Annotated in this window: 19 protein-coding genes; 11 read left to right on the top strand and 8 right to left on the bottom strand. The window is 62.8% G+C overall.

The genetic code is table 11. From position 1 onward, the window contains the following. Window positions 1-33 precede the first annotated feature (33 nt). Genes Q0747_RS13295 through Q0747_RS13270 form a run of 6 tightly spaced genes read left to right on the top strand, consistent with a single transcriptional unit; the run spans window position 34 to window position 8,289 of the window. A complete protein-coding gene (locus tag Q0747_RS13295; RefSeq protein ID WP_298255431.1) occupies window positions 34-795 on the top strand; it encodes a hypothetical protein in 762 nt (253 codons plus the stop codon). Next, window positions 788-2,692, top strand: a complete 1,905-nt coding sequence (locus Q0747_RS13290; protein ID WP_298255429.1) for a hypothetical protein — start codon at window positions 788-790, stop codon at window positions 2,690-2,692. The genes Q0747_RS13295 and Q0747_RS13290 overlap by 8 nt, the downstream gene beginning before the upstream one ends. Further along, complete coding sequence (locus tag Q0747_RS13285; RefSeq protein ID WP_298255427.1) at window positions 2,673-4,190, top strand: SCO6880 family protein; 1,518 nt, start codon at window positions 2,673-2,675, stop codon at window positions 4,188-4,190. Before Q0747_RS13290 ends, Q0747_RS13285 begins: the two co-directional genes overlap by 20 nt. Further along, window positions 4,190-5,977, top strand: a complete 1,788-nt coding sequence (locus Q0747_RS13280; protein WP_298255425.1) for an ATP/GTP-binding protein — start codon at window positions 4,190-4,192, stop codon at window positions 5,975-5,977. Before Q0747_RS13285 ends, Q0747_RS13280 begins: the two co-directional genes overlap by 1 nt. Beyond that, complete coding sequence (locus tag Q0747_RS13275; RefSeq protein WP_298255423.1) at window positions 5,974-7,815, top strand: type IV secretory system conjugative DNA transfer family protein; 1,842 nt, start codon at window positions 5,974-5,976, stop codon at window positions 7,813-7,815. Before Q0747_RS13280 ends, Q0747_RS13275 begins: the two co-directional genes overlap by 4 nt. Before the next feature lie 3 nt (window positions 7,816-7,818). After that, window positions 7,819-8,289, top strand: coding sequence for a DUF4913 domain-containing protein (locus tag Q0747_RS13270; protein ID WP_298255421.1), 471 nt, complete (start codon window positions 7,819-7,821; stop codon window positions 8,287-8,289). A gap of 72 nt (window positions 8,290-8,361) precedes the next feature. Here Q0747_RS13270 and Q0747_RS13265 read toward each other — a convergent pair whose 3' ends face one another. From Q0747_RS13265 to mobC, 3 genes are read right to left on the bottom strand one after another with little or no spacing between them, the layout of a single operon-like run. Continuing rightward, window positions 8,362-9,426, bottom strand: a complete 1,065-nt coding sequence (locus tag Q0747_RS13265; RefSeq protein WP_298255419.1) for a hypothetical protein — start codon at window positions 9,424-9,426, stop codon at window positions 8,362-8,364. A 3-nt stretch (window positions 9,427-9,429) separates the two neighbouring features. Then, complete coding sequence (locus tag Q0747_RS13260; RefSeq protein ID WP_298255417.1) at window positions 9,430-11,028, bottom strand: relaxase/mobilization nuclease domain-containing protein; 1,599 nt, start codon at window positions 11,026-11,028, stop codon at window positions 9,430-9,432. After that, window positions 11,025-11,348 carry a plasmid mobilization relaxosome protein MobC gene (gene mobC / locus Q0747_RS13255; RefSeq protein ID WP_298255415.1) on the bottom strand — a complete coding sequence of 108 codons (324 nt, stop codon included), beginning with the start codon at window positions 11,346-11,348 and terminating at the stop codon, window positions 11,025-11,027. Before mobC ends, Q0747_RS13260 begins: the two co-directional genes overlap by 4 nt. A 532-nt stretch (window positions 11,349-11,880) precedes the next feature. Here mobC and Q0747_RS13250 point away from each other — a divergent pair. Genes Q0747_RS13250 through Q0747_RS13240 form a run of 3 tightly spaced genes read left to right on the top strand, consistent with a single transcriptional unit; the run spans window position 11,881 to window position 13,185 of the window. Then, window positions 11,881-12,102: an AlpA family transcriptional regulator gene (locus Q0747_RS13250; protein WP_298255413.1), complete on the top strand. Its 222-nt coding sequence runs from the start codon at window positions 11,881-11,883 to the stop codon at window positions 12,100-12,102. 49 nt (window positions 12,103-12,151) lie between these two features. Beyond that, on the top strand, window positions 12,152-12,448 hold the full coding sequence (locus Q0747_RS13245) for a hypothetical protein (RefSeq protein WP_298255411.1): 297 nt from the start codon (window positions 12,152-12,154) through the stop codon (window positions 12,446-12,448). Then, window positions 12,448-13,185 carry a hypothetical protein gene (locus Q0747_RS13240; RefSeq protein WP_298255409.1) on the top strand — a complete coding sequence of 246 codons (738 nt, stop codon included), beginning with the start codon at window positions 12,448-12,450 and terminating at the stop codon, window positions 13,183-13,185. Before Q0747_RS13245 ends, Q0747_RS13240 begins: the two co-directional genes overlap by 1 nt. Before the next feature lie 112 nt (window positions 13,186-13,297). Here Q0747_RS13240 and Q0747_RS13235 read toward each other — a convergent pair whose 3' ends face one another. From Q0747_RS13235 to Q0747_RS13220, 4 genes are all read right to left on the bottom strand, one after another. Beyond that, window positions 13,298-18,217, bottom strand: coding sequence for a helicase-related protein (locus Q0747_RS13235; protein ID WP_298255407.1), 4,920 nt, complete (start codon window positions 18,215-18,217; stop codon window positions 13,298-13,300). 194 nt (window positions 18,218-18,411) lie between these two features. Next, window positions 18,412-18,819 carry a TnpV protein gene (locus Q0747_RS13230; protein ID WP_298255405.1) on the bottom strand — a complete coding sequence of 136 codons (408 nt, stop codon included), beginning with the start codon at window positions 18,817-18,819 and terminating at the stop codon, window positions 18,412-18,414. A 184-nt stretch (window positions 18,820-19,003) separates the two neighbouring features. Continuing rightward, window positions 19,004-19,660, bottom strand: a complete 657-nt coding sequence (locus tag Q0747_RS13225; RefSeq protein ID WP_298255403.1) for a recombinase family protein — start codon at window positions 19,658-19,660, stop codon at window positions 19,004-19,006. Window positions 19,661-19,815: 155 nt separating this feature from the next. Next, on the bottom strand, window positions 19,816-20,391 hold the full coding sequence (locus Q0747_RS13220; RefSeq protein ID WP_298255401.1) for a recombinase family protein: 576 nt from the start codon (window positions 20,389-20,391) through the stop codon (window positions 19,816-19,818). A 289-nt stretch (window positions 20,392-20,680) separates the two neighbouring features. Between Q0747_RS13220 and Q0747_RS13215 the strand changes: the two genes are divergently transcribed. Then, window positions 20,681-21,877, top strand: coding sequence for a Fic family protein (locus Q0747_RS13215; protein WP_298255398.1), 1,197 nt, complete (start codon window positions 20,681-20,683; stop codon window positions 21,875-21,877). Between the two features lie 500 nt (window positions 21,878-22,377). Then, on the top strand, window positions 22,378-23,007 hold the full coding sequence (locus tag Q0747_RS13210) for a hypothetical protein (RefSeq protein ID WP_298255396.1): 630 nt from the start codon (window positions 22,378-22,380) through the stop codon (window positions 23,005-23,007). Window positions 23,008-23,156: 149 nt separating this feature from the next. Here the strand turns inward: Q0747_RS13210 and Q0747_RS13205 are convergent. Then, window positions 23,157-23,770 (bottom strand): transposase (locus Q0747_RS13205; protein WP_298255394.1); only part of this gene is annotated, 614 nt, incomplete at its 5' end.

Genomic DNA, 23,770 nt, shown 5'->3' with positions numbered 1-23,770 from the left:
CCTGCAGAATCAGCCCTACCTACAGGAGTAGTCATGGCCGAAACCGAAGAAGCCGAGAACGTCTGGTGGGCCGCCCCCCGCTTCCTCATGTCAGCGGTCGCCATCCTGCTGCTCATCATCGTCGGGATCCTCCTCTTCGTCTGGGTCGGCAACGACGACGAATCCGACGCTGCCCCACCAGCCCAAACTCAGGCGGTTGCCCCAACGCCATCCGCGTCGCTGGTGTCATCGGACGAATCTGTCTGCGGCCTGGATACCACCGACGGAACCACTCTCACCTCTGCACCCGAGGACGTTGAGTGGGAGTTCATCGGAGGCATCGCAGCACCCAAGTCAGCCAAGCACGGTCCGGGTGTAGTTGACGAGCAAACAGGGGTTCGTTCCTGCTACTCCCACACACCCGAGGGCGCGCTGCTAGCTGCCGCCGGTCAGGCTGCGAGCAGTGGCGACCCGGAGCTATATCTCCGAACCGTCAGCGCACTCTCTGTAGATGGGCCAGGCAAAGCCATCACAGTCGAACGCGCTCAGGATTCGCTGAGTGACAGTGGCACAACTCCCCCTATTGAAATCGCCGGCTTTCGCCTACTTTCCTATACGGGAGATAAAGCGACGGTAGAGATCGTTGCCTCCACTGACAGCGGTTCGGAGTTGGTCAACTTCACGAGCTCCGTGGTGATGCAGTGGACCAACGGCGATTGGTACACCAAGTACAAAGACGATGGCTCCAGTGGCCCTGTAGATGGGCAAGTCTCAGACCTTTCAGGGTATGTGCTGTGGGGGCCCACGGGTGGCTGAAATAGCTGACGAAACTTGTGCACCTTTGGCATTTGGCTGCAAAGCAGGTAATGCCATAGGCAACGCCATATCGGGTGCCGCCGATAACGCGATCGAGGCGATGGCCGACGCGGTTCAGGCGGCGCTTGTCGCCACGATCGCCCAGCTCGGCACCCTGTGGACGACCATCGATGCCGGTGACCTGACAACGGGTCAGACTGGTTCCGCAGATGCTCCCGCTGGTGGTGTGTTCAACGACCAGGTCGCAACGATCCTCGGTTACGCGACATGGATCGGACTGGGTGTCAGCACGATCGCCATCATTCTTCTCGGCATCACCCTCGTAACGAATGCTCGCCGCGGTGACGGAGCGGGCCTGGTGAACACCGCAACCATCGTCTTTAGTGGGGCTGCCCTCGTTGGTGGAGCCACCTCTCTCGTTGGCTATATCGTCCCTCGGCGGGCGGCATCGTCGGCCCCGGCCGTGGGTTTCGTCCAAGATCAGACCTTCTACCTGACCCTCGCGTTGGCGGCAATCAGCATGATCGTCGCCGGCGTTCGCATGGTGTGGTCCCAGCGCGCCGAACCGGCACAGGACCTCCTCAAAGGACTGCTGACGCTGGCCATCGTCACCGCCTCAGGTGTTGCCCTCCTCAACGTGCTCCTCGGAGCCACCGACGCTTTGGCGGAACAGATCATCGACGCCGGCGTCGGGGACGATTTTCAAGCTGACGTCCAGATGCTCCTGGGCATGGAAGACACCGGCGCCTCCAGCGCAATCTTTCTCATGGGCAATCAAATGCTCATCATCATCGGCGGCCTACTCGCGGTGCTGGTGAACATTGTGCAGATCATGCTCATGGTGCTGCGGACGGCGATGCTGTTCCTCATCGCTGGTGTCCTACCCCTGTCGGCGGCGTTCATGAATACCGAGACCGGTAAGAGCTGGTTCAGCAAGATCATTGCGTGGACTCTCGCCTTCGCCTTCTACAAGCCAGCTGCCGCACTGATCTACGCGACCGGTATCCAGATGACGACCTCCGGTCTGTTCTCCGGTCAGGCTCTGCTGCAGTTCTCGGCGGGCCTCATACTGATCCTCGCGTCTGTTGTCGCTCTGCCGGTCCTCATCGGTTTCCTCAGCCCCGCGTTGGGTGCCATGGCATCCTCCGGCGGCGGTGGTGGTGGGGCTGCGATGGGCTTCGCCGCACTGGGTGCGGCGATCCCGCAGGGTGCGTCCCGCACTCCGCGTGGAGGCCAAGGATTCGGTAGCCAGGCACCCCCACAGGGACCTCCAGCGAAGTCGGAGAAGCCATCAGCCGCTCCCAAGGGCGGCGGAGACGGTAGTGGTGACGGTGCCGTACCGAAGGGCGCAGATGTGACCGGTGGCGGCTCGAAAGCAGTCCCGACTGGATCAGCTGCGAGCACCAGCGTTGGGGTCGGCAGTACAGCAGGCGCTGGGGCCAGCGCGGCCGCCGGCGGCGGTGCAGCTGCTGGGGCAGCTGCCGCCGCGCCGCCCGTTGCCGCGGCCATAGTCGCCGGTCAATCGATCAAGAAGGGTGGCGAAGCCGTTCAAGGCGCTATCCAAGAAGGCGCTCAGGCCGGTTCGGGCAGCGGATCAGGCAGTGGGCAGGACAGTGGGCGGGGCGGCTCGAGCAGCCTCCCGAAAGCTCCACCTCCGTCCGCTGCGGAGTCGGGGGCCAAGCCCTCCGGCCAGGGCGCTATTCCGCCCCAGACAGCCGGAGGGCCAGCAGGTGCGAGAGGAGCCGGCCCCAAGGGTGCCTCTGGTGGTGCCGGACCGGCGGGCGCTGCGCTGAGGCAGGGAGCTGCGCAGATCCAGAAGCAGGCGCAGCAGTTGAAGAAGGAAGTCTCGAACAACACTGGGAACGAGGACCGCACTGATGGCGCAAACCGAAGCTAAGGCTCCCGACGTCCGACCGCGCATCTACGGCAACTACCGGTTGCCGACCAGCAAGGGTCTGGCCGGGCTGTCCACGGCCGGCACTGTGATCCTGATCCTCGGTGTTGTCGTCGGCGTGGTCCTGATGATGCTCGGTCAGTGGATGCTGGCCCTGATCTTCGAACTGCTGATTGGACTGCTGATCCTGTTGTCGATGCAGAAGAACAAGCACGGCCGCACGATGATCGAGCGCATCATGCGCCGCTTCGGGTGGATGAACGCCCGCTACGCTGGCGCGAACGTGTACCGGGCGGGACCTATCAGCCGCGTTCCATCCGGGTCGACGCAGCTGCCTGGTATCTCGGCTCGCTCGACCATCAGCGAGCACACCGACGGCTACGGCCGCCCCTTCGCTCTGCTCCATATCCCGGTGAAGAACCACTACACCGTGGTCCTCGGCTCCGAGCCGGACGGTGGCGGGATGGTCGACCAGGAGCAGATCAACCGCTGGGTCGACCGTTGGTCGCACTGGCTGGGCATGCTCACCGATGAGCCCGGCCTGATCGCAGCGTCCGCGACGATCGAGACCGCACCGGACTCCGGTTTCCGGCTCGCCCGCAAGGTCGAGAACCGGATGGACCCGAACGCACCGGCGTTCGCCCGCGACATCATGAACGAGACCGTGCGGGCCCTGCCCACCGGTGCGACGGTCACGCGTGCGTACATCGCGGTGACGTTCAAGGCCACGCTGCGCCCCGGCGGGAAGATCCGCAAAGCCGACGAGGTCGCCAATGACCTCGCGGCGCGGCTGCCGAACCTAACCCTGAGCCTGGGTGACACCGGGGCCGGCGTCTCGACCCCTTTGTCCGCGCAGGAACTGTGCGAAGTTATCCGCGTGGCCTACGACCCTGCCGAGGCAATCCTGTTCGACCGCGCCCACGCCGAAGGCAAAGCACCGATGCTGGACTGGAACGAGGTGGGACCGCAGGCCGCTGACGCGTACTGGGACACCTACCACCACAACAACGCCTGGTCGAAGACCTGGGCAATGTCCGTACCTCCTCGTTCCACTATTCAGGCGAACGTGCTGCAGTCCCTCGTCGCGCCGACCCCTGAGGTCGTCCGTAAGCGCGTGACGATGCTCTACCGTCCCATCGACCCGGCGCGCGCCGCGCAGCTGGTCGAGAACGACGTCAACACCGCCACATTCAATGCTTCCTCGCGGAACCGTGCGACATCGCGGGACAGCCGCGAGACACGGGCGGCGAAAGCGACGGCGGAGGAGGAAGCCGATGGAGCAGGTCTGCTGAACTTCGCGATGATCGTCACCGCGACGGTCCGCCACAAGGATGACCTGCCAGAAGCCGAGGCCGCGATCGAGAACCTTGGCGCATCGGCTCGTATCCGCCTCGAGGAGGCGTACGGGGCGCAGGACTCGACCTTCGCCGCCGGCTTGCCGCTGGGCATCGTCATTCCCGACCACCTGGCACTGCCCAAGACTGTAAGGGACGCACTCTGATGGCAGCACTCAACCCTGCCGCAGGTTCCTTCAACTCGGGGCAGGCTTCTCATGGCGCGTGGGCGCAGGTTCTCGCGAAGCTCGGTACCCCTCGGTCGGCAAGCGCTCCGACGAAGGCGAAGGGCCGGGGCAAGAGCGGCAGCAAGGGTGCGAAGGAGGCGCGGACAGGGAGCACCGCGGTGAAGGCCGCCATGCGTCCGGGGCCCCGTGGGTTCAAGGGCCGTGGGATGGGTGAGGCGCAGCTGCTGCACCCGGTGAAGGAGATGCGCGGTACAAACTATCAGGTCTGCGGGTTGTACCCGTTCCCGATGGGCGGCGGCGCACCCCTGGAGGGTGTGCCGCTGGGTCGGAACCTGCTCTCGAACGAGCCGGTGTGCTGTGACCCGATTTCGTGGTTTCAGAACGTCCGCCTGATTTCCAACCCGTCCGCGTTCGTCATGGCGAACCCCGGCTTGGGGAAGTCCTCGCTGCTGCGCCGCATGGCGATCGGCTTGTGCGCGTTCGGGGTAAACCCGATGATTCTCGGGGACATCAAGGGCGAGCACATCGACATGATCGAAAAGCTCGGCGGTAAGGGCCTGCCCTTGGGACGCGGTATCGGGCACATCAACCCCCTCGATGATGCCGGCGCCCTGGAAGCGGCGACCCGGCTCTCGCCTGTGAAGCGGGAGGAACTGCTCACCGAGCTCCACGCGCGACGTCGCGGCCTCGTCGCGGCGCTCATTGCCATTCTGCGGAAGAAGCCGCTCGATGAGCGTGAGGAGTCGATCCTCGACCGGTGCCTGATGGTCCTCGAGGCCGAGCACAACCCCGCGGGCACCGTTCCCCTCATGGATGACCTGCGGGCCGTTTTGAAAAGCCGTCCGGCGCAGGTGCGGGAGGTTGCTCTGGATCGTGGCAGCGACGAGCGGTACGACACGATCACCGAGGGCCTGGAGTCCTCGCTAAACTCGCTCTGCGGGGCCGGCGCGTTCGGGGACATGTTCTCCAAGCAGTCCACTCATAAGATCGACGCGACGACGCCGATGGCGTTTGACCTCTCCCGGATCGCGCAGGCCGAGAATGACCTGCGGGCGGCGACGCTCATGGCGTGCTGGTCTGCCGGGTTTGGGACCGTCACGACGTCGAACATGCTTGCTGACGACGGCGTGATCGAGCGTCAGCGGTTCCTGGTGATCCTCGATGAGCTGTGGAACACCCTCGCGGCCGGTCCCGGCATCGTGGATCAGGTCAACGCCCTCACTCGTCTGAACCGTGAATGGGGAGTCGGGCAGATCATGGCCTCCCACACCCCTTCGGACCTGAAAGCGGTCAAGGATGAAGCGGACCGGCATAAGGCACAGGGCATTATGGACCGCTGCGGTATCAAGATCCTCGGCGGTCTCGCCCGCTCGGAGATGCCGTTGCTCACCCAGTCGGTTCCGTTGAGCAACCGGGAGCAGGAACAGCTCGCCGCATGGCAGGACCCGCCCGCCTGGAACCGGGCAGGCGACGACGCGATGCGGTACACCAACGATGACGTGTTCCGGCGGACCGATCAGTCGTTCACGGATGATGAGCTGGCTGCGTGGCTCGAGGACGACGACAACGCCGCTTGGTACAACGACGACCGGACTACCCAGCCCCCACCGGGGCAGGGGAAGTTCTTCATCAAGGTCGGCTCCCGGGCCGGCATCCCGTTCTCAATGGAGTTCACCCCGACAGAGCGCCGGTCGCGTGTCCATGACACCGAGAAGAAGTGGCACAAGGCCAAGCGCACCGCTGCAGAGGAACGAGGCGAGCTGTGAGCTCACTGGACCGCAAGCACAAAGCCGGACTCGGCGGTGAGGCCGCCCTGCTGGTCGTCCTCATCGTCGCCCTTGTCGGCGTCCCGGGTGCCCTGTACGGGCTGAACACCCTCGGGCACCAGCTCGCGCCCCGGCCCGAAGGCATCCCTACCGGGTTCTGGCCGCGATCGCTGGGGAACTTCACCGGCATCATGCCGTGGCGGTCCACCGAGATAACGCTGGTGATCATCGCCGGCGTCGTGCTCCTGGCACTGTTCGTGCTGTACATCGTGATGAGCATCCGCAAAGGCCGGAAGATCGTCAAGCACGACCGCGCTGCGGTGAAGATGGCGTCCCTGAAAGACGTTGCCCCGTTCACCGAGAAGCAGGTCAAGGCCAAAGCCGCTCGATTCGGCATAGAAGCCTCCGATACCACCCCCGGCGTAATGATCGGCCGGATGGTGCGCGGCGGGAACACGCTCTATGCGTCGTGGGAGGACACTCTCCTGCACATCTGGGGCACCCGTACCGGTAAGACGACGACACAGGCGGCACCGTCGATCATCGAGGCACCGGGTCCGGTGATCGCGACATCGAACAAGCGTGACCTCACCGACCTCACCCGCAACATTCGCGCCGAGAACGGCGACGTATGGATCTTCGACCCGCAGAGCGTCGCCAACGAGACGCCCACCTGGTGGTGGAACCCCCTCAGCTACGTCACCGACGCCGAGCGAGCCATGGAGATGGCCAACAACTTTGCCCTCGGCTCACGCTCCGTCGGAGCGAAAGCTGACGCGTACTTCGACAACGCCGGTAAGGACCTCCTGGCCGGCTATCTCCTCGCTGCAGCTGTCAGCGGACGCCCGATAAGCCAGGTCCACTCGTGGCTCTCACACGCCGAGGAAACGGAAGCGTCTGTCCTGTTGCTCGAGGCCGGCTGGTTGAAGGAAGCCGACTCGATCGGTGCCACCATGGCGCTTCCCGACAAGCAGCGCGAGGGTGTCTACGGCACCGCCCGGCAGATGGCCACGTGCCTGAAGAACGAGAAGATCGCGCCGTGGGTGAACCCGGCGGGCCCGGACGATCCTCGGCCGCAGTTCATCCCCGAGGACTTCATCAAGGGCAAGCACACTCTCTACGCGCTCTCCAAGGAAGGCGCCGGTACTGCCGGACCTTTGGTGACGTCGCTGACGGTGGCCACGGCCACCGCGGCCGAGGAGTACGCGGCCACCCAACCGGGCGGCCGGTTGGCTGTTCCGATGTTGTGCGTTCTCGATGAGGCCGCGAACGTGTGCCGATGGGGGAATCTCCCAAACCTGTACAGCCACTACGGCTCCCGAGGAATCGTGATTTCTACATTCCTACAATCTTGGTCTCAAGGCGTCGACGTGTGGGATGAGTCAGGGATGAAGAAGCTGTTCTCCACGGCCAACGTCTTCACTTACGGCGGCAACGTGAAGGAGGAGGGTTTCCTGAAGATGCTCTCCGAGCTTGTGGGCCAGTACCGGTACACGTCGGTGTCGACGTCGAGGCAGAAGGACTCCCGGTCGACGAGCCGCCAGGACTCCACCGACGACATCCTGTCCGTCGCGGATCTCGCCGCGATGCCCAAGGGTCGGGCGATCATGCTCGGCTCCGGCTCCCGCGCGGTCCTGCTCCGCACAGTCCCGATCAGTGACCGCCCGTACGCGGCGAAGATCGCAGCATTCGAAGCCGCGCGCTCGAACCCACCGGCACCGACGCCAGCGCCAGCTCTCGTACCCGAACCGGTCGTGGAACAGGTTGAGGAGTCAGTGGCACAGCCGGTGACGACGGCCGGCGGCGGGAACCGCTGGTCGAGCATGGTGAAGGACTAACCGATGGACGTGCAGTCACCCTTCGACGCCGGAAACGAGTTCGACCAGCTCATCCAGGCACCATCCGCAGACGAACCTGACACCGATGGTTCGGACGTGCCGGATGCTACAAGCGCTGAGCCGTCGACGTACTTCCCAAACCTCGAGGTGTTCGTCACGGAGTACCTCGTGCATCACTACCCGCGTCCCGTGGATCCGATGGGTCATCAGAAGGAGTTCACTTGGTGTAGCAGTTGGTGGGCTCACATCGAGGCGGTGAGCCGCCTCAACGCCCTCTGGAGGGCGTGGGAAACCCTGAGGCTCGATCCGGGCACTGGCATGTCCGACTGGTGGAGAATCCACGCCGATCCGACGATGCGTGCGCTGTTTTACAACAACGGCCCCTTCAAGGGATGCACCATCGACAAACATGCCCCGACAGTCAGGGCGCTGCCGGTGGTCGCGGCGCCGCAAGAGCTGTTCTCTAACCCGTGACCAACCGACACACGCAAAGAGGGGCGACCTGACGGTCGCTCCTCTTTGCGTGTGCTGATGCCTGGTGCTTCCCTAGCCGAGGCCGAAGTCCCTATCCTGGGCCCGGGCCACCTGAGGCGACTCCTGCCGGCGTGCAGAACGCTTACCCGGTTTCGCTGCCGCTGACGGCGGCGTGCCGTTACTGACGTCAGCTGCGAGGACCGCGGCCACGCCCTCACGTTCGACACCGATTGTCCCGACCCGCTCCATGAGGAAGCCCGCAAGCTTCGCTCTGCGGTCCCCTGAGTCCCACAGCTCCTCGGCGTTCGCAGCGGCGTTCTGCGTGTCAACGTCGTTCCGCAAGTCGCCGGTAACAACAGCTGCTGACTCCAGCTCCGCGGCGGCGTGGTCACGCTCCGCCTCCCGCTGATTCTTCAGGACCTCATCGTTCGAGGAGGGGTCCATCTTTGAGTTTCCGCGCTGGTCACCTGGGCCCTCCTCGTTCTGATGATTTTGTTGCGCTTGGCCGGGTTGAGGCTTCTCATGCTCGGCGCGGCCCGCACTGTTCTCTCGCTCTCTCGGTGCCGCCGCTTTTTCGGCGCGAAGCCCGACCAACTCGGCCTCGATTTGATCTTGGGAGCGTCGGATCTGATCGTGCTCCGCCTGTGATTGCCCGCCGAGGTTGGAGTTGTAGCGATCACGTGTTGTCTGTAATCGCTGCTCGGCAGCTGCAATCCGCTCATCAATTGATTCTTCAGATCTATTGCTGCGCTCTTGCATAGACAAGTAATGCTCCGGCGTGAGGTTGTACCTGGTCTTGATCTCGTCGTGGATATGTTCGCGAGACAGCCGCGCCATGTCGTCGACCGAGTCCCACTGCTGCGCCAGAGCGTACTGGGCGGCGATGTCCTCGGGCTTCGCGCTGTCCCAGAACTGCGGCTGGTGCACAGCGCCGAGCTGTGTGCGCATCACGGCTCGCTCGGCCTCGAAACGCTCCTGCAGCTGCTTGCGCTGCGCTTCTTCTGCGCGCAGCATCTGCTCGTTCTGCTCGGCCCGCTGGCGGGCGAGGACCTCGGCAAGTCGTCCGGCGACGGCCATCGCTGCTTGCAGCTGCGGGCGGAACAGTCCATCGGCTCCGTCTGGTGTGTCGTGGTTCATCTGCTATCTCCCTATCCCCTGATCCGGTGTGTGCAGGTCGGTCTCGTACTCCTCGGCTCCCCGCGCCACGCGCTGCGGGGCCCGCTGCGGTGGTGTGGCTTCAGTGAGGGTCGGCACTGGCTTCCGCTCGGCTCCAGCCGGGGTGCCGGCGGCATACTCGAGTGAGGGCAGACGTGGCTCTTCGACGTCGGGCAATGGTGCCCCAACGATGCTCAGGTGCTCGCGCACGGTGTCGCTGAGTAGACGCGCTTCGCGGAGTTCCTTATTACTCGCCTGCATGTCGTGCAGGAGGCGGATGGTGCGGAGCATCTGCTGCATGATGAGCGTCTGCGCGACTGGTGACGGCGCGGAAGTGGCCGCGAGGAGGAACGCTGTTGTGCCGGCCATCCGCAGCGGTGTGCGCACAGGCTCACTGATTGTGACGCCCGACCGGTGCGCGGATCTCGCCAGGACGCGTGAGGCGTGGGCGAGCGGCCCCGGCTCGGACTCGGTGGCCTTCGACCAGGCTCCGAACACACCGGACGCTTCACGGGCGACGTGTGCCCACGTCTGGTGATCGCCGGGTGCCACGGACGACATGACTTTGCGTGCCTTTGCCATGTCCAACGCTAGCTTCCGCGCGGCAACTTCGTCGATGGCGTGACCGCCGATCATTGACACGCGGGCACCTCGTGTCATGTCCGGGGCCTCGCGGTGTACGATCCGCTGCTGGCGTTTGGCGGCCCACCATTCCTCGGCTGCTTCCTGCGCTGCTTCCGGGGTGTCCGTCCACGCTGTGCGCAGCGCTGGCAGCGTGAGGTCCTTCGCGAGTTTCCCGCCACCGAACCACACTGGGTCCATTCCCGCCGGTGGCCGCTCGGCCACGGAGTAACCAGTAACGACGGAACGACCACCGTCAGCGAAACGGGCGTTCACGAGGAGCTCCTGGTGACGGAGCCGACGGACGAACTCCCCTTCGGTGGTCGACGCCATCGCGCTGGAACGGACCGAACGCTCCAAGCGGTGTCGTGCAGGTTCCCGCGTGCTGCCGGTCTCACGATCTATGAGCTGTTCGGCTGGTTTCAGACCACGCTCGGAGTGCTGCCCGAGCTCGATGAGGCCGAACTGCTTCTCAAGGTTCCGGGCTGCTGTCTGCGCCTTTGGGAAGTCCGACCAGTCGCTCCACTTCGTACCATCCTCGCGAACGCGTGAGGCGACGATGTGAATGTGATCGTTACCGGCGGTGCTTGTCCCGTGGTGCACGGCAACCCACTGACAGGGTGCTTTGCCACTGCTGTCGGTGAAGCCCATGTCGTCCATGAACTTCTCGGCCATGTCCGCCCACTCGCGGTCGCTGACGGGACGTTCATCGGCCCGGAGCGACAGTGAGCAGTGCCAGACGTGCTGGTCCATCTCGACATCGTTGATCCGCTTATTCAGGTCGACCTCGCTGGCGACGAGGACAGCGGACTGCTCGTTGAGCTGGGCGTCGTCGAACCAGGACATGATGACCGGGCTGCCTGCGACCAAGTGCGGGTCCGTGTGCTCGTTCCTCTTCCCCGGCCCCACAAGGTACTTCATCAGACCGACGGTCCGGGAGCCCTTCGTGATGTTCGGGATCACGGCTTCAGCTCGTACATCTTGGCTTCGATCTGACGCATCAAATGGCGTGCTTGCTGCACCGCTGCCAAGGCCTCATTCTTGACCTCACCGGTCGCGTTAGCATGACGCGCGATCTGGTTGACGTTGTTCGCTGCCGTTCCGATCAGTCGGCGGATCGTCAACAGGGTGACGACCTCCTGCTTCCGCAAGGTCAGCACTGCCGGGTCACCGGACCCAAGCGCGGCATCAACGAGAATCGCGGATGGTGACAGACCGGTTTGCGACTCCAACTGCAACAGCTGCGCACGCTCCAGCTCAGACATCGAGACGCGCACGTACACGGTCTTTCCGTCGATACGCTTGCGCCGAGAAGACCACACATGCCGCCTCGCGGCACGACCGGACCTTTCCCCTGGGCACGATACCGAGTCCTCGGCGGGCTCCTGCTCGCTTCCTTCGCTCACCGCTCCCCCGCCCTTGATTCTCCGGCCCAGCGCAGCGCCCCTCCAACGGAGGCCCCACACCCCAAGTGTGTCACCGCCCAGCCGCAGGCGCCAGCGGAAAACGCGTTTATGGCACATAAACGCATAGCTTGCTCCGCTGTGGCTCCGCATGCTCTTCGCCCGGCAGGTTGTGCCGGGCGGGGTGTTCAAGCCTTTCGAGGACGCTTCGCGTCTGCAATGACCGACCGGCTACGCCGTTCCGTTTCGGCGTGTGAATGTACTGTCCGCCCTTCTCTTGGCAAGGCTCCGAGGACGGCTTTCGCGGCATATCCTCGCTCCGCTCCGGTATTCCACGGTCCGACCTCTCCACCTTGCCAATTCACTTCGCGTCCAAGTGATGACGGCGTTGCCGAAAGGAACGGGGGCAAAGATGAAAACAGGAGTCCAGGTGGGCGCGATACTCGCACCGAGGGACGTGGCTGCGCTCTACGGCGTGACCACCACAGAGCTGGCAAGGTGGCGTCGCATGGGCGACGGTCCTTCGTTCTACGTACTCGGCCGGAACCCCATCAGGTACGACTCGGACGACGTCACCGACTGGTTCAATGACCCGGACAACGCCTACCTCCACGACTACCCCGCCGGCCACTGACCGAGGGTTTGTGTTCCCTTTCGTCGGGCGCCCAGATTAAGGTGAGGTTATGACTACTCTCGACCTCGAAACCACGAAGAGCCAGGCACGCAAGCTCCTCGACTCGCGTATTGAATCGGTCACCGATTTGACCCTCGCCCGGCAGCGTGTGGAAGAGCTGCGCGACCAGCTCGCGGACGCCGAGCGGGAAGATAAAAAGGCATACGTCCGTGCTACCAAAGACGGCTGGAGTGAAGACGAATTGAAGAAGCTCGGCCTCGAATCCGGTGGAGTCGCAAAGCGCCGTGGACGGCGTTCACCGTCCTCGACGGATACTCCCGCGACGTCGTCTGGCGACGCACTGTAGTGGAGCCTGAAACATGGGCAGCGTGGGTCAGTTCGATCGCCGCGGTGCTCACATTAATTGTCGCCGTTGTAGCACTGGTTTATGCGGCTAAGCAGGTGAAGATAGCGCGTGAGCAGGCAAAGGCCACTGCGGAGGATGCCGAGAAGACGCGGGAGCTTCAGCGCGAACTTCTGATTGATCAGGCACAGCCTTACGTGGTCGTCACGATGGAGCTGAGCCAAGCCGGTGGTGGTGAGTACATCGACTTGGTGGTGAAGAACTTCGGCACTACTGCTGCGCATGACGTGAAGCTCTCTATCGACCCTCATCCGGAGCGGGCCGCACACGCGGACAACGAGCTCCAGCGGGTGAAGATCCCGGAGACGATTCACATACTCGCGCCCGGGCAGGAATGGCGGACGTTCTGGGACTCGGTGAGGGATCGTCATGACTCCGACCTTCCGACCGAACACACTGCAACCGTCACTTATCTCGGTATCAACCAGCAACGTATCGAGTCCACGACGGTGTTGAGCTGGAAGTTCTTCGAGGCCCGGTTGTGGTTCGAGCTTCGCGGTATGCACGACCTGGCGGAGGCCACCCGTCGAATCGACAAGAAGCTCGGCAAGATCGTTCGGCATGGAGCCCTGTCGGTGCACACCTACGACGGCCACTTTGAGGCTGACCGGCGCGCATCGACCATCGAAGTAAAGGCTCGTCGCTGGATGGCACGTCAGGCAGCCAGGCTGGGCAGATGAAGCACTGAGTTAGCGAAAGGGTCGGTTCACGCTCTCATGATTGACGTGTGACCTGAACAAGTGAGGGGCGGTTCCTACCATCGGGAGGAACCGCCCCTCTGCTGTGCACTACTTAGAGTTCCATTCCCTGATCCTTATCGCGGTCGGGATCGACGTCCGGAGCGTGATCGTCTGGACGTGTCTGACCAGTCTGCTCTGGTGATTTCCCAGACGAAGGCGGGTTCGGGAAGCTCGCCCTCATGTGGCGCTTTAGGTCCTCGAGGTCGGACCCGAGAGACGTTTGTGCACCATCTTCGCCGCGCATCTCACGATTGATCCGCTCCACTTCCCATCTGGCCTTCTCCAGTGCCTCAGTGTGCTTGAACGGTTGCTGCAGGGCGTTAGCCGCATCGCGATACTCCTGCCGTGCTTCCTCGAGCTGACGCTCACGCTTGACCACCTCGTCGGGTAGTCGCGTGACCTGGTTCTCGAGGCGCTGGATCACCCCGACAGTCGGGAACAGCGAATCGTTTCGTTTGAGCTCCACGGCAACGCCGGGCGCACCCTCGATCTGCATTTCGACGCGGGACGCGCCCATCTCGACCATGTTCGCTTGGCCTTGCACGAACCTGATGTCGTGACCACCGATAGACGCCATCACACCAAGGTCCTTCGACCCCTGGATAGGGGGTCGTCCTGCTGCGTTCCGGTCGGCCCACGTGCGCAACGCGTCTACAGCATCGGTGCGCTTGTCGACGGTCCTTCCGTTGATGGTCATGCGGAACGCGTCCCCTCCGACGTCGGGCGTTGTACGCGCGACGGCTTCCTTCAAGGCGGGCAGTTCCGCGGCAAGTGCTTTGCCTCGGACGATGGCGCTGTCCTTGCGTCGGCTGAGCGCGGCCTGGTTGCGGTGCCAGCCGCGCTCGAGACGCTGCAGGCGGGTCAGTTCCTGGTCGGCTTTAGACTTTTCGAGGATCAGTGGATTGCCACTGGAGATGGCTTTAACCTCAGCGAAGGACAGGGTGTTGTCACCGACGTCCTCGATCTCGCGGACGTCGAGTCGGCCGCGCATGATTTGGTCGATGAACTTGCTCTTGCGCTCCAGGGTCTGCCACATGAAGGTGTCGAACGATCCCTTGGTGACGACCTGCGAGATGCTGACCTCGGGGTTTTGATTGCCTTGGCGGATGATACGGCCGTGACGCTGGGAGACGTCGGCCGGCCGCCATGGTGCGTCGAGGTCGACCAGGTGCACGGCGCGGGCCTGCATGTTCGTACCCGTACCCATCTTCTGTGTCGATCCGATGAGCACGGCGACATCGCCGGTCCTGCAGGCTTCGAAGAGCCGGCCTTTCTCGGCGTCGTTCTTCGCCTCGTGCGCGAAGCGCACCTTGTGCTCGGGCACGCCTCGCTGCACCAGGTCCTCACGCAGCTGCCCGTAGACGTTCCACTTGTCCGACGGTGTGCCGAGGTCGCAGAACACGATCTGCAGGGCGCCCGGTGTCGGGTGCGTATCTTTCGTTTCCGGGTCGATGTAGACGCGGTCCTTGGTCTCCTCGTACACCTTGGCTACGAGGTCCGCGGTTGCACTGATCTTCGTAGCTCCAACCAGAGCGTCGAGGTCCGGGTCAACCAGGCGCATGTCGAGGGCGGCTTTCCGTCCGTCGCTGGAAATCTTCAGCATGTTGTCCTCGGTCGGATCGACCAGACGTGCCTGGATCTTCTCGGCGCGGTCTGCGATGTCCGCGATGTATGCCTCGAGCTCGATGGACGGGTCGACGGTGACCATGCGGGGTAGGCGCCTGCCGTCCTCGCGTTCCTCGATGTCGGGCACGGGCAGCTGCAGGTCTTCGGCGGTCTTCACGTCTGCGAAGGTGTGGAACATCTTCAGCAGCTCGGGCACGTTCTGAAACTTCGAGAACCGTTCCTTCATCTTGAAGCTGTCACCGCCGGCGACGGTCATCTCCATCTCGGTGACGACCTGGCCGAAGGTCGCAGCCCATGTGTCGAAGTCGTTGATGCCGGCCTTTTCCAACAGGTCCGGGCGCAGGTAGCGCTGCATAACGTACATCTCGGTGACACTGTTGGCGATCGGCGTCGCCGTCGCACCGGTGATCACCCGGTCACCGTGCACGCTGCGCAGGTACTCCACCTTGGAGTGGAGGTCCGTGGCGCGGTTGGACCCGTCAATTGCCGCGTCCTGAATGTTTGAGGTCGTTGCGAGGTTCTTGAAGTCGTGGAGTTCGTCCACGACCAGATAGTCGATACCGGTTTGCTCGAAGGTGAGTCCTGGATCGATGGGGTGTTCGAGGAGGCGCTTGATCCTCTCCTCATCGGCCTGCAGACGCGACTCCAGCTTCTTGACGCTCATCGCCTTGCCGCCACTTGCGAGGGCGCGTTCCTTCGCAGCCAGAATCTCCTGGCGCATGCGCTCGACCTCACGACCGCGGTACTCCGCTTCGGATTCGGTCGATAGAGGAATCCGCTCGAACGCGGTGCGTGTCATGATGACCGCATCCCAGTCGTTCGCCGCCGCGCGGGCTACGAACTGTCGGCGCCTATCTCCAGCGAGGTCAGCCGACGACGCGGCGAGGATCTGCGCTTGAGGGTAAATCTGCAGCCACTCGCGGGCGAACTGATCCAGCATGTGGTTCGGTACGATCACCGCCGGTTTGCGTGCCATACCGAGGCGCCGTAACTCCATCGACCCCATGACCATCTCAGCAGTCTTACCCGCACCCACCTCGTGGAAGAGCCCCACGGACGGCTCGGAGATCATGCGCGCCACAGCGGCCAGTTGATGCGGTCGAGGCTCGAAGTTCTTCACGAGTCCGGGCAGGGTAAGTCGTTCACCTTCGACGGTATAGTCGCGCAGCACGAGCGAGTTGAAGCGTCGATTGTACTCGTCGGTGAGGGCGATGGCGCGGTCCGCGTCCTCCCACACCCACTCCCCGAAACGGTCCTGCATCAGTTGGGCCTTCTCCTGCGCTGATGCTGTCTCGACAGGATTGAGGATGCGCCGCTGGCTCTCCGGGTCTGGGTCCGGGTCGGTGACCTGGACGCGCTTTTGCTCGAGCAGATTCTTGAAAATTTCTCCCGCTGGCATCCGCTCGGTACCCCAGTCGTTGCGGGCCAAGAAGCTGTGCCTGTTCGCCTGGACGTCCCAGTTCGCGCCGGTCACCCTGTCCACGCGTGCCTGCCGATCGTGGGTGATGGTCTGCAGGAACTCCTGGTGGATATCGGCTGAGATCCAGATGGACCCAATACGAGCCTCAATCTCATCCGCACCCAACGGCAGCGGCATAGCCGCTTTCAGGTCCTCAACGTTGCGCAGGAATCGTTCGTCCTCGGCCGCGGCGATGGTGGCGACGTCGAGCTTCTCCCGGATGTTGCCGCTGAGGTACTCGGCTCGCGTCTCCATGACCCCGGGCTCACTGGGAATGTCGTAGACCAGCTCGCCCAGTGCATCCCTGGCTGCGGCTGGGTCGACGCCGAGCAGGTTGGCTATCTCGGTGAGGTCAACGTCGCCTCGGGCGTCCAGAGTGACCGCAAGGGCCTCAGCCGGGGTGTCGACGCCGCGGATGGGCTGGCGCGGCTGGACCTGGCGGCCGCGCTGCAGGGCTGCCGGGGTTGCCGTCTGGCTGGCCTCGTCGAACCGCTCCAGAGCCGGCACGATAGGCCCGAAGGGGTCGCTGCGCAGCAGCGCCACTGCCTTCGGCGTGACCCTGGCCATGATGTCTTCACCAGCGTCGTTGACCTTGCCAGTGCGGCGTTCAGTGAACCTGTTGATCGGGCCGAAGGAATCCATATAGGTGCTGTAGGACTCACGCAGGCTGGCGCGTTCGGCGTCGAGCTCCGGGGTGTCCTCCACGTTGCTCGCCTCGAGCGTGAGCACGGAGCGGGCGAGGTCGCGAAGCCCTAGCAGGGACCGCAGTTCCCGTGCCTGGGTCGCAGGGACCTTCAACGGTGCGATTGATCCGTCAATATCGACCTGCCGGAACGTGCCGTCCGGCTCGGACATGATGTGCCCGACCTGAATCTGCTTACCTGCAGGAACAATGGCCACAGACTCGATGACCTGCCCGGCCTGACGCTCTGCCACTCCTCTGCCGGCGTCGACGGCGCGCTGGGCTACGTCCTGCAACTGGTCGTGCAGCTGCTCCGGTACGGCGGACAAATCCTCGTTGCGCACGGTGAGCGTCGCTGACCCGTACATGCCGTTACCCACCACCGGCTCACCCAGCACCCGCTGCGGGTTCTCAATGAAGTACGCATTCATCCGGGCCACGTCCTGGCCCGCGTCAATCACTACATCCTGCGCGGCTTTCTGCTCGTCACCCACGGACAGGACGCGAGACTCCAGCCACTGCGGGCTAAGCGGATCCTCTCCCGGAAGTCGTTTGCGGAAGATCAGGACGTCGGTGAGGGCATCGGTACCGGCGGCGCGACGATGCGCACCGGTCGGCAGACGGACGGCTCCCAGCAGGTCGGCTGTCTCGTAGATCTCACGGCGGGCTGCCGGGTTCTGCGCGTCCATAGTGAACGCGGACGAGATGACGCCGACGACTCCACCGGGTCGGGTGAGGTCCAACGATTTGATGATGAAGTGGTTGTGCATCGAGTGGTTGCCCGCATTGTGTCGCGGATCGTGCAGCCTGGTCTTGGCGAACGGGACGTTCCCGACAGCTGCGTCGAAGTAACCGGAGGGAAGGCGAGTATCCGCGAAGGACTCGACGCGTATATCAGCATCCGGGTAGAGCGCCTGGGAGATACCCGCGGTGATCGGGTCCAGCTCCACACCGGTCATAGTCGCGGATTCGGGTGCGAGGCCGATGAAGGTGCCGGCACCTGATCCCGGTTCCAGTACCCGGCCGCCCTCGAAGCCGAGTGTATCTAGGGTCTGCCAGAGTTCCGCGGCGAGGGCGGGGTCGGTGTAGTGGGCGTTGATGACGGTCCGGTTCGCGGCCCGGTACTCGCTCTCGCTCAGCAGCTCGCGCAATTCGGCACGGTTAGCCTCGTACTCGCCGCGGGTTTCATCGAACACCTCAGCCACACCGGTGGCACCCCAGCTCCCCCACCGTGCCAGCACCGCACGCTCCTGTGCACTAGCTGCCCGATTCTGATCCTGCAGCTCGCGCAGGATCCGCAGCGCCGCAACATTGGCCTGGAACCGCGCACGGGCGCCCGACGGGGCTAGATCGTCCTGCCGTACAGGGACGAAGCGTGAACCAGCCTCAGTCAGAGAAACTATCTCTGGTAGTTCTGGTCCATCTCCTGATTCCGGTAGGCGTCCAGCAACTCCCGCTGCGTCTGTGCGATCGCCTTGAAGGCCTCCCGGAGTTCCCTCCGCTGGCGATCCACTTCGTCCTCCTCCGTCTCGTCGTCGCCCTCCGCCTCCATCACGTCCGGCGTCAACATCTCCGCCCGGACGATCTCCTCGGCTTGCATCCTCGACGCGTTCAGCCGGCCCACCTTCTGCAGGTACGTCTCGCCCTCCGGATCCGGCCCCGCGATCTGGTACTGCAACTCCCCCACCTGGTTCATCGCTTCCTCGCCTAGCTTCCGAAACCACTCGTCTGGATCCGGGATCAGGGCGTACTGCGACGGGGCTGTCATCTTCCAGGTCTCCTGCGCGAATTTGCCGTACTTGTTCATCGAGAGCCTCCTCTGGTGGTGCGAAAAGAAATGCGTCTAAGTCGAGAGTTTCTTGTCCATCAATCTGGTTGCGCTTGCGCGATCGTGCCATTTTCGGGCCCCCTGGTGCCGGTGGGAATACTGCTCCCACCGTATCGAGCGGCCGAAGCTGCTCGACGGAAACATCACCATGGTGCGCTCTTGCTCACTTGGGACCACTCCGACCCTCTCTGTAGCTGGCGCCAGCGAGCCCGTCGGTGCGTAGCGCCCGGATGATCGTGGACCGGTGGACCTTGAACCTCGTGGCGATCGCCTGCACAGTCTTTCCCTCCTTCTCGCGGAGCCTGCGCGCCTCCACGACGTCGTGGGGTTGCAGCCTGGGCGGGCGTCCTCCCTTGCCCGTGGCCACGGCGAGACCGGCCTTGGTCCTCTCCCGGATGAGTTCGCGCTCCATCTCCGCGACGCTGGCGATGACATTGAACATCAGCCGCCCCGACGGGGTCGTCGTGTCGATGCCCTCGGTCAGGGACCGGAACTTCACGCCGCGCTCGTTCAGCGACTCCAGTAACTCGACCAGGCCGCGCACCGTGCGCCCGAGCCGGTCCAGCTTCGTCACGACAAGAGTGTTCCCCGGCTGCAGTGCCCGCAGGCACTGCTCGAGCTTCGGGCGGGACATCGTCGCCCCCGACCGGCCCTTGTCGGAGTACACGTCATAGCAGCCTGCCTCGAGCAGCTGCTTGTACTGGCCTTCGAGATTCTGGTCCACCGTCGAGACACGCGCGTAGCCGAGCATCACGCCCGCCGGCACCAGACGCGGCTCCTCCACGCCCTCCAGACGTTCTGGCCGTTCCACTTCGTCCATGGAGTCCTCCCCTCTTTCGAGAGGTCACAGAATCCGTGCCGACCTCGTGCCCACAGAATACACGTTTCGCACTTGGTTTGTGAGATACCTGGGAGGGGGTGTCGAGTGTGACTTTTTCTGAAGATGGCGGTGTCCTTGCGCAGTAGATGGCGGGATCAGGACGAGGGTGTGCCGGCACGTTGAATGGCTCGGTACACGGTGGAGCGAGCAACACCGAAGAGATGGGCAATCTCGGAAGTGGTCTGAGTGCCCTGCCGATAGACGCTCACCAGATGCCTTTCTTGAGCTGGGGAAAGCTTGGGCTGTTTGCCCCGTAACTTTCCTTTGGCCTTCGCCACTGCCATGCCCTCGCGGGTACGGGCGCGCATCAGATCAGCTTCGAACTCAGCAACCATGCTGAGGACGTTGAAGAGTAGCCGGCCGACGGGATCTGCCGGGTCATAAACGCTGCCGCCCAAACTCAGGGCTACGCCCTTTCTCGTTAGTTCATCCGCGATGTCACGCGCGTCGGGTACTGACCGGGCCAGTCTGTCGAGTTTCGTCACGACGAGGGTGTCTCCCTTCCGGGAGGCGGCCAGGGCTTCGCGAAGACCGGGACGCGCTCGATTGGTTCCGGTGAGTCCATGGTCGACGTACACGTTGTCGTCTTCCACCCCGAGGGCTCGAAGGCCGTTGCGTTGAGCGGTGAGATCCTGTTCCGCGGTCGAAACACGGGCATATCCGATGAGCATGCCTCGACTGTACCGTTTAGGGTGTCTTCACCGGGCTTTTTATCGGGCGGGTCTTACGGGAATCTGGGCACCAACACTTATGTGGGTTGTCCATGTCTGACTCGGACGGTCGAAAGTGTCCCAGTGGAGGACCGGCTATCGGGCATGTTACTCAAGCTCTCTCCGAACACTGACGGGCCACAGCTATCGATGAAGCATCAAGGAGTACTCGCAGGTACCAAGACAGGTCAACGACGCGGACAGTAAGACGGACAGTATTTTGGACAGAAACATGTGCCATAATCTAGTCATGACCACTTCACGCCGTTATGAAGAGACACACCCCTGGCTGACATTCTCCTTAGATCTAAGACCACTGGGATGGCGAACCTGGCTTCTCCTAGGAGAAGCCGAGTCAAAATGTCGTCATCTTGCCGGCGCTCCGCTGACCCCACAGGTCGCGGAGGAACTGCACTCTGTCTACCTCAGCAAGGGCATTCACGGAACCACCAGCATTGAGGGAAACACCCTTACTGAGGGTGAGGTGCGTCAACGAATCGACGGGCATCTGCCCCTGCCGCGTTCCCGCGAGTACTTAGGTACTGAGATCGATGCGGTGTTAGATCTATGCAATGAGTTGGCTGATGAAGTCGCAAATGGTCGGACCCCAGGCCTCACCGTAGAACGGATCCACAAGTTCAACAGGAAGCTGTTGGAGGGCCAGCCCTCAAAAGATGATGTGATCCCGGGTGAAACTCGAACACACAGCGTCACCGTGGGTATCAGCTCCTACCGAGGGGCACCAGCCGAGGACTGTGATTTTCTCCTAGATAAAATGGTTAGCTGGTTGAATAGCCTGCAAGCACCTGAAAGTGAACCAGAGCTTCGCTTTCCCCTAGCCGTCCTAAAGGCAATTCTTGCCCACCTCTACATCGCATGGATCCACCCATTTGGTGATGGCAACGGACGGACTGCACGTCTCATCGAATTCCAACTCATGATCGAGGCTGGAGCTCCCACACCCGCTGCTCACCTTCTCTCGAATCATTACAACCGAACCCGAGAGGCCTACCTCGTAGAGCTCGACCGGACAAGCAAAGCCCAAGGATTCCCAGTCGAAGGATTCATTCTGTATGCGTTGCAAGGTCTGGTCGACGAACTTCGCGATCAAATTGACGTCGTGCGCACACACCAAAAGGAAGTGATGTGGCAGAAAATAGTCCACGACAGCTACCGCGATGAAGATACGCCAGCCAAACGCAGGCAACGACACCTCGTGCTCGACATGCCCGATGGTGAGCCCGTCAGTCGTTCTAAGCTGCGAGAAGTTAGTACCCGGGTAGCTGGAGAATACGCAGGGGCGGGCAGTAAAACTGTCACCCGTGACGTAAACGAGCTCATCTCCCGAAATCTTCTCAAAAAACGAGGGGCGGGCTATATGGCCAACCGCCAAATCGTGGACGCCTTCTTACCTTTGACACTGCCCAACGCGGATCTTCAGCGTTAGTTATGGCCTATCACTCAAGCTTCGTGGTTGACACCCGTAGTCAACCCCAACGCGCCTGCGCCCGTGGGCCCGTTGTCCTTAAAACCGATGTGCCCCTCCAAGGTCGATGGCGGAGCACTGGTGGTCTTCACTTCTCAGGGCGAAGATGCCAGCCTACATCGCACACGGGCGAGATAGGAGGTAGTGCCTCATGGGTAAAAGCTCATCAAGTCGCGTCACCAGCAAGAGTGTCGCGCGCAAAGCGTCGAAGGCGTTGAGCGACGGTCGTTCCTCAGCCCGCACGCGCAGCATCGCTGCAAGTGCGCTGTCCCAAGCCAAGTCAAAACGCTCTAAGTAGCGAGAAGGCGGTATGCAAGGTTTCGACCAGCCTCGCGTACCGCCTGCCTTCGCCTTTCGCTTGAGGAATAATCGCGCTCAGCCTCTTACTCTTTGTTCTCAAGGCTTTATAGGCAACGAGGTAGAGCGCGGAACACGCTACTACATCTAACTGGAGGACCTCCTTGACTACAGAACTGCCGGTAGAAGTACTGCAGCTGGGTACGCAGCTGACCGCGAGCATGGCACGCAACGGGTCAGCGATGATCATGGACAAAATCAGAGCGATACGTACATCGGGACGCCAGGAAGACGTTATTTCCGGTCTTGAGGAAATTATTAATGATCTGCAGGAAGATAAGCGCCAGCTTATCCAGATAGCTCAGGCGTACCAGTCGGAGCTGGTTTCTCAGCAGTTGGCCCCTGGTGATATCAGATACGTTGCGGACACGCTGCTCCCGCTCCTTGAACAATTCTTTCGAGCTAGTAGCGAGGACACTGATCTCAACGCTGACGAGGAAATGGACGCTGCCGCTGAGGCTAAAATGCAAGAGTCACTGAAACAACTGGAGCTTATGAGGTCGCTGCTTTCCGTTGAAACCGCGAATGTGCTGCAGCTACTGGGTTTCAACTTCCGCCGCGCTATCGGTGAACCCCTCACCGCATTGTGTGAGTCATTGATCCTTACTCAAGTTTCCCCGCCAGACGACCTCCAGCAACAGCTTCAGCTGGCGTCAGTCCGAAACCAGACTGCGTTAATTGAGCTTGCAGCTGATTCACAGGCCTACGAGCGATTCAGGTCACTGATGGGATAGTTCGGGTGCCGGAGCATCTATCTTTTGTGCACCATTACTATGGATGTGCACAATCGACCATTGCAGTCAGGGATTGCTCTTAGCCCCGTAATTATCGGTCTGTGGCAAGTGACGCGAAGCGTTGCGCGGCAGCTCGTGGCGTTAGCGGCTCATCCCAATCGAGGGTGTAGTTGTGGTCTGAACCCGCCTGTCTCCAGGAGTGATCGGGCGATGTAGTTGGTCAGGTTGCGGAAGCCCAGGGCGGAGCCGCGGAGGTGCTCGAGCCGGCCGTTTATGGCCTCGGTCGGACCGTTGGATGTGCCGGGCCGGTCGAAGTAGGCGAGGGCGTCATCGGCCCTCTGATTCAACGTCCGGCCGAGGCGTCGGAGCTCGACGAGGGCGTCAGGGACGCCCGCACGCAGGGCCTCGATGATCGCCGCCATCGCCTCGCGGCCGCGCGTGCGGTCAGGGTTGCGGTAGGCCGCGATCATCCGCTGCAGGATGCCCCAGGTGGCCTCGACCTCGATGTGGTTCTCATCGGCGAACAGGAGCATGAGCCGCTCGCGTTGCCGGTCGGTGAGTAGGTCCTGACCGGTGTGCAGGGTCCGTCGTGCCCGGTAGAGAGGGTCACTGGACAGGCCGCGGTGGCCGTGCAGGTCTTGCTGGACGCGGCGCCGGCACCGGTCCATCGCGTCCGCGCCGAGGCGGACCACGTGGAAGGGATCCATCACCGCGACCGCGGCCGGAAGTTCCTCGGCGGCCGCGGTCTTGAACCCGGTAAATC

Origin of the sequence: uncultured Arthrobacter sp. (assembly GCF_947493765.1) — a bacterium.
Lineage (GTDB): Bacteria > Actinomycetota > Actinomycetes > Actinomycetales > Micrococcaceae > Arthrobacter_D.
The sequence above is the reverse complement of the archived record's forward strand: the minus strand, read 5'-3'. Positions and strand labels throughout refer to the sequence as shown.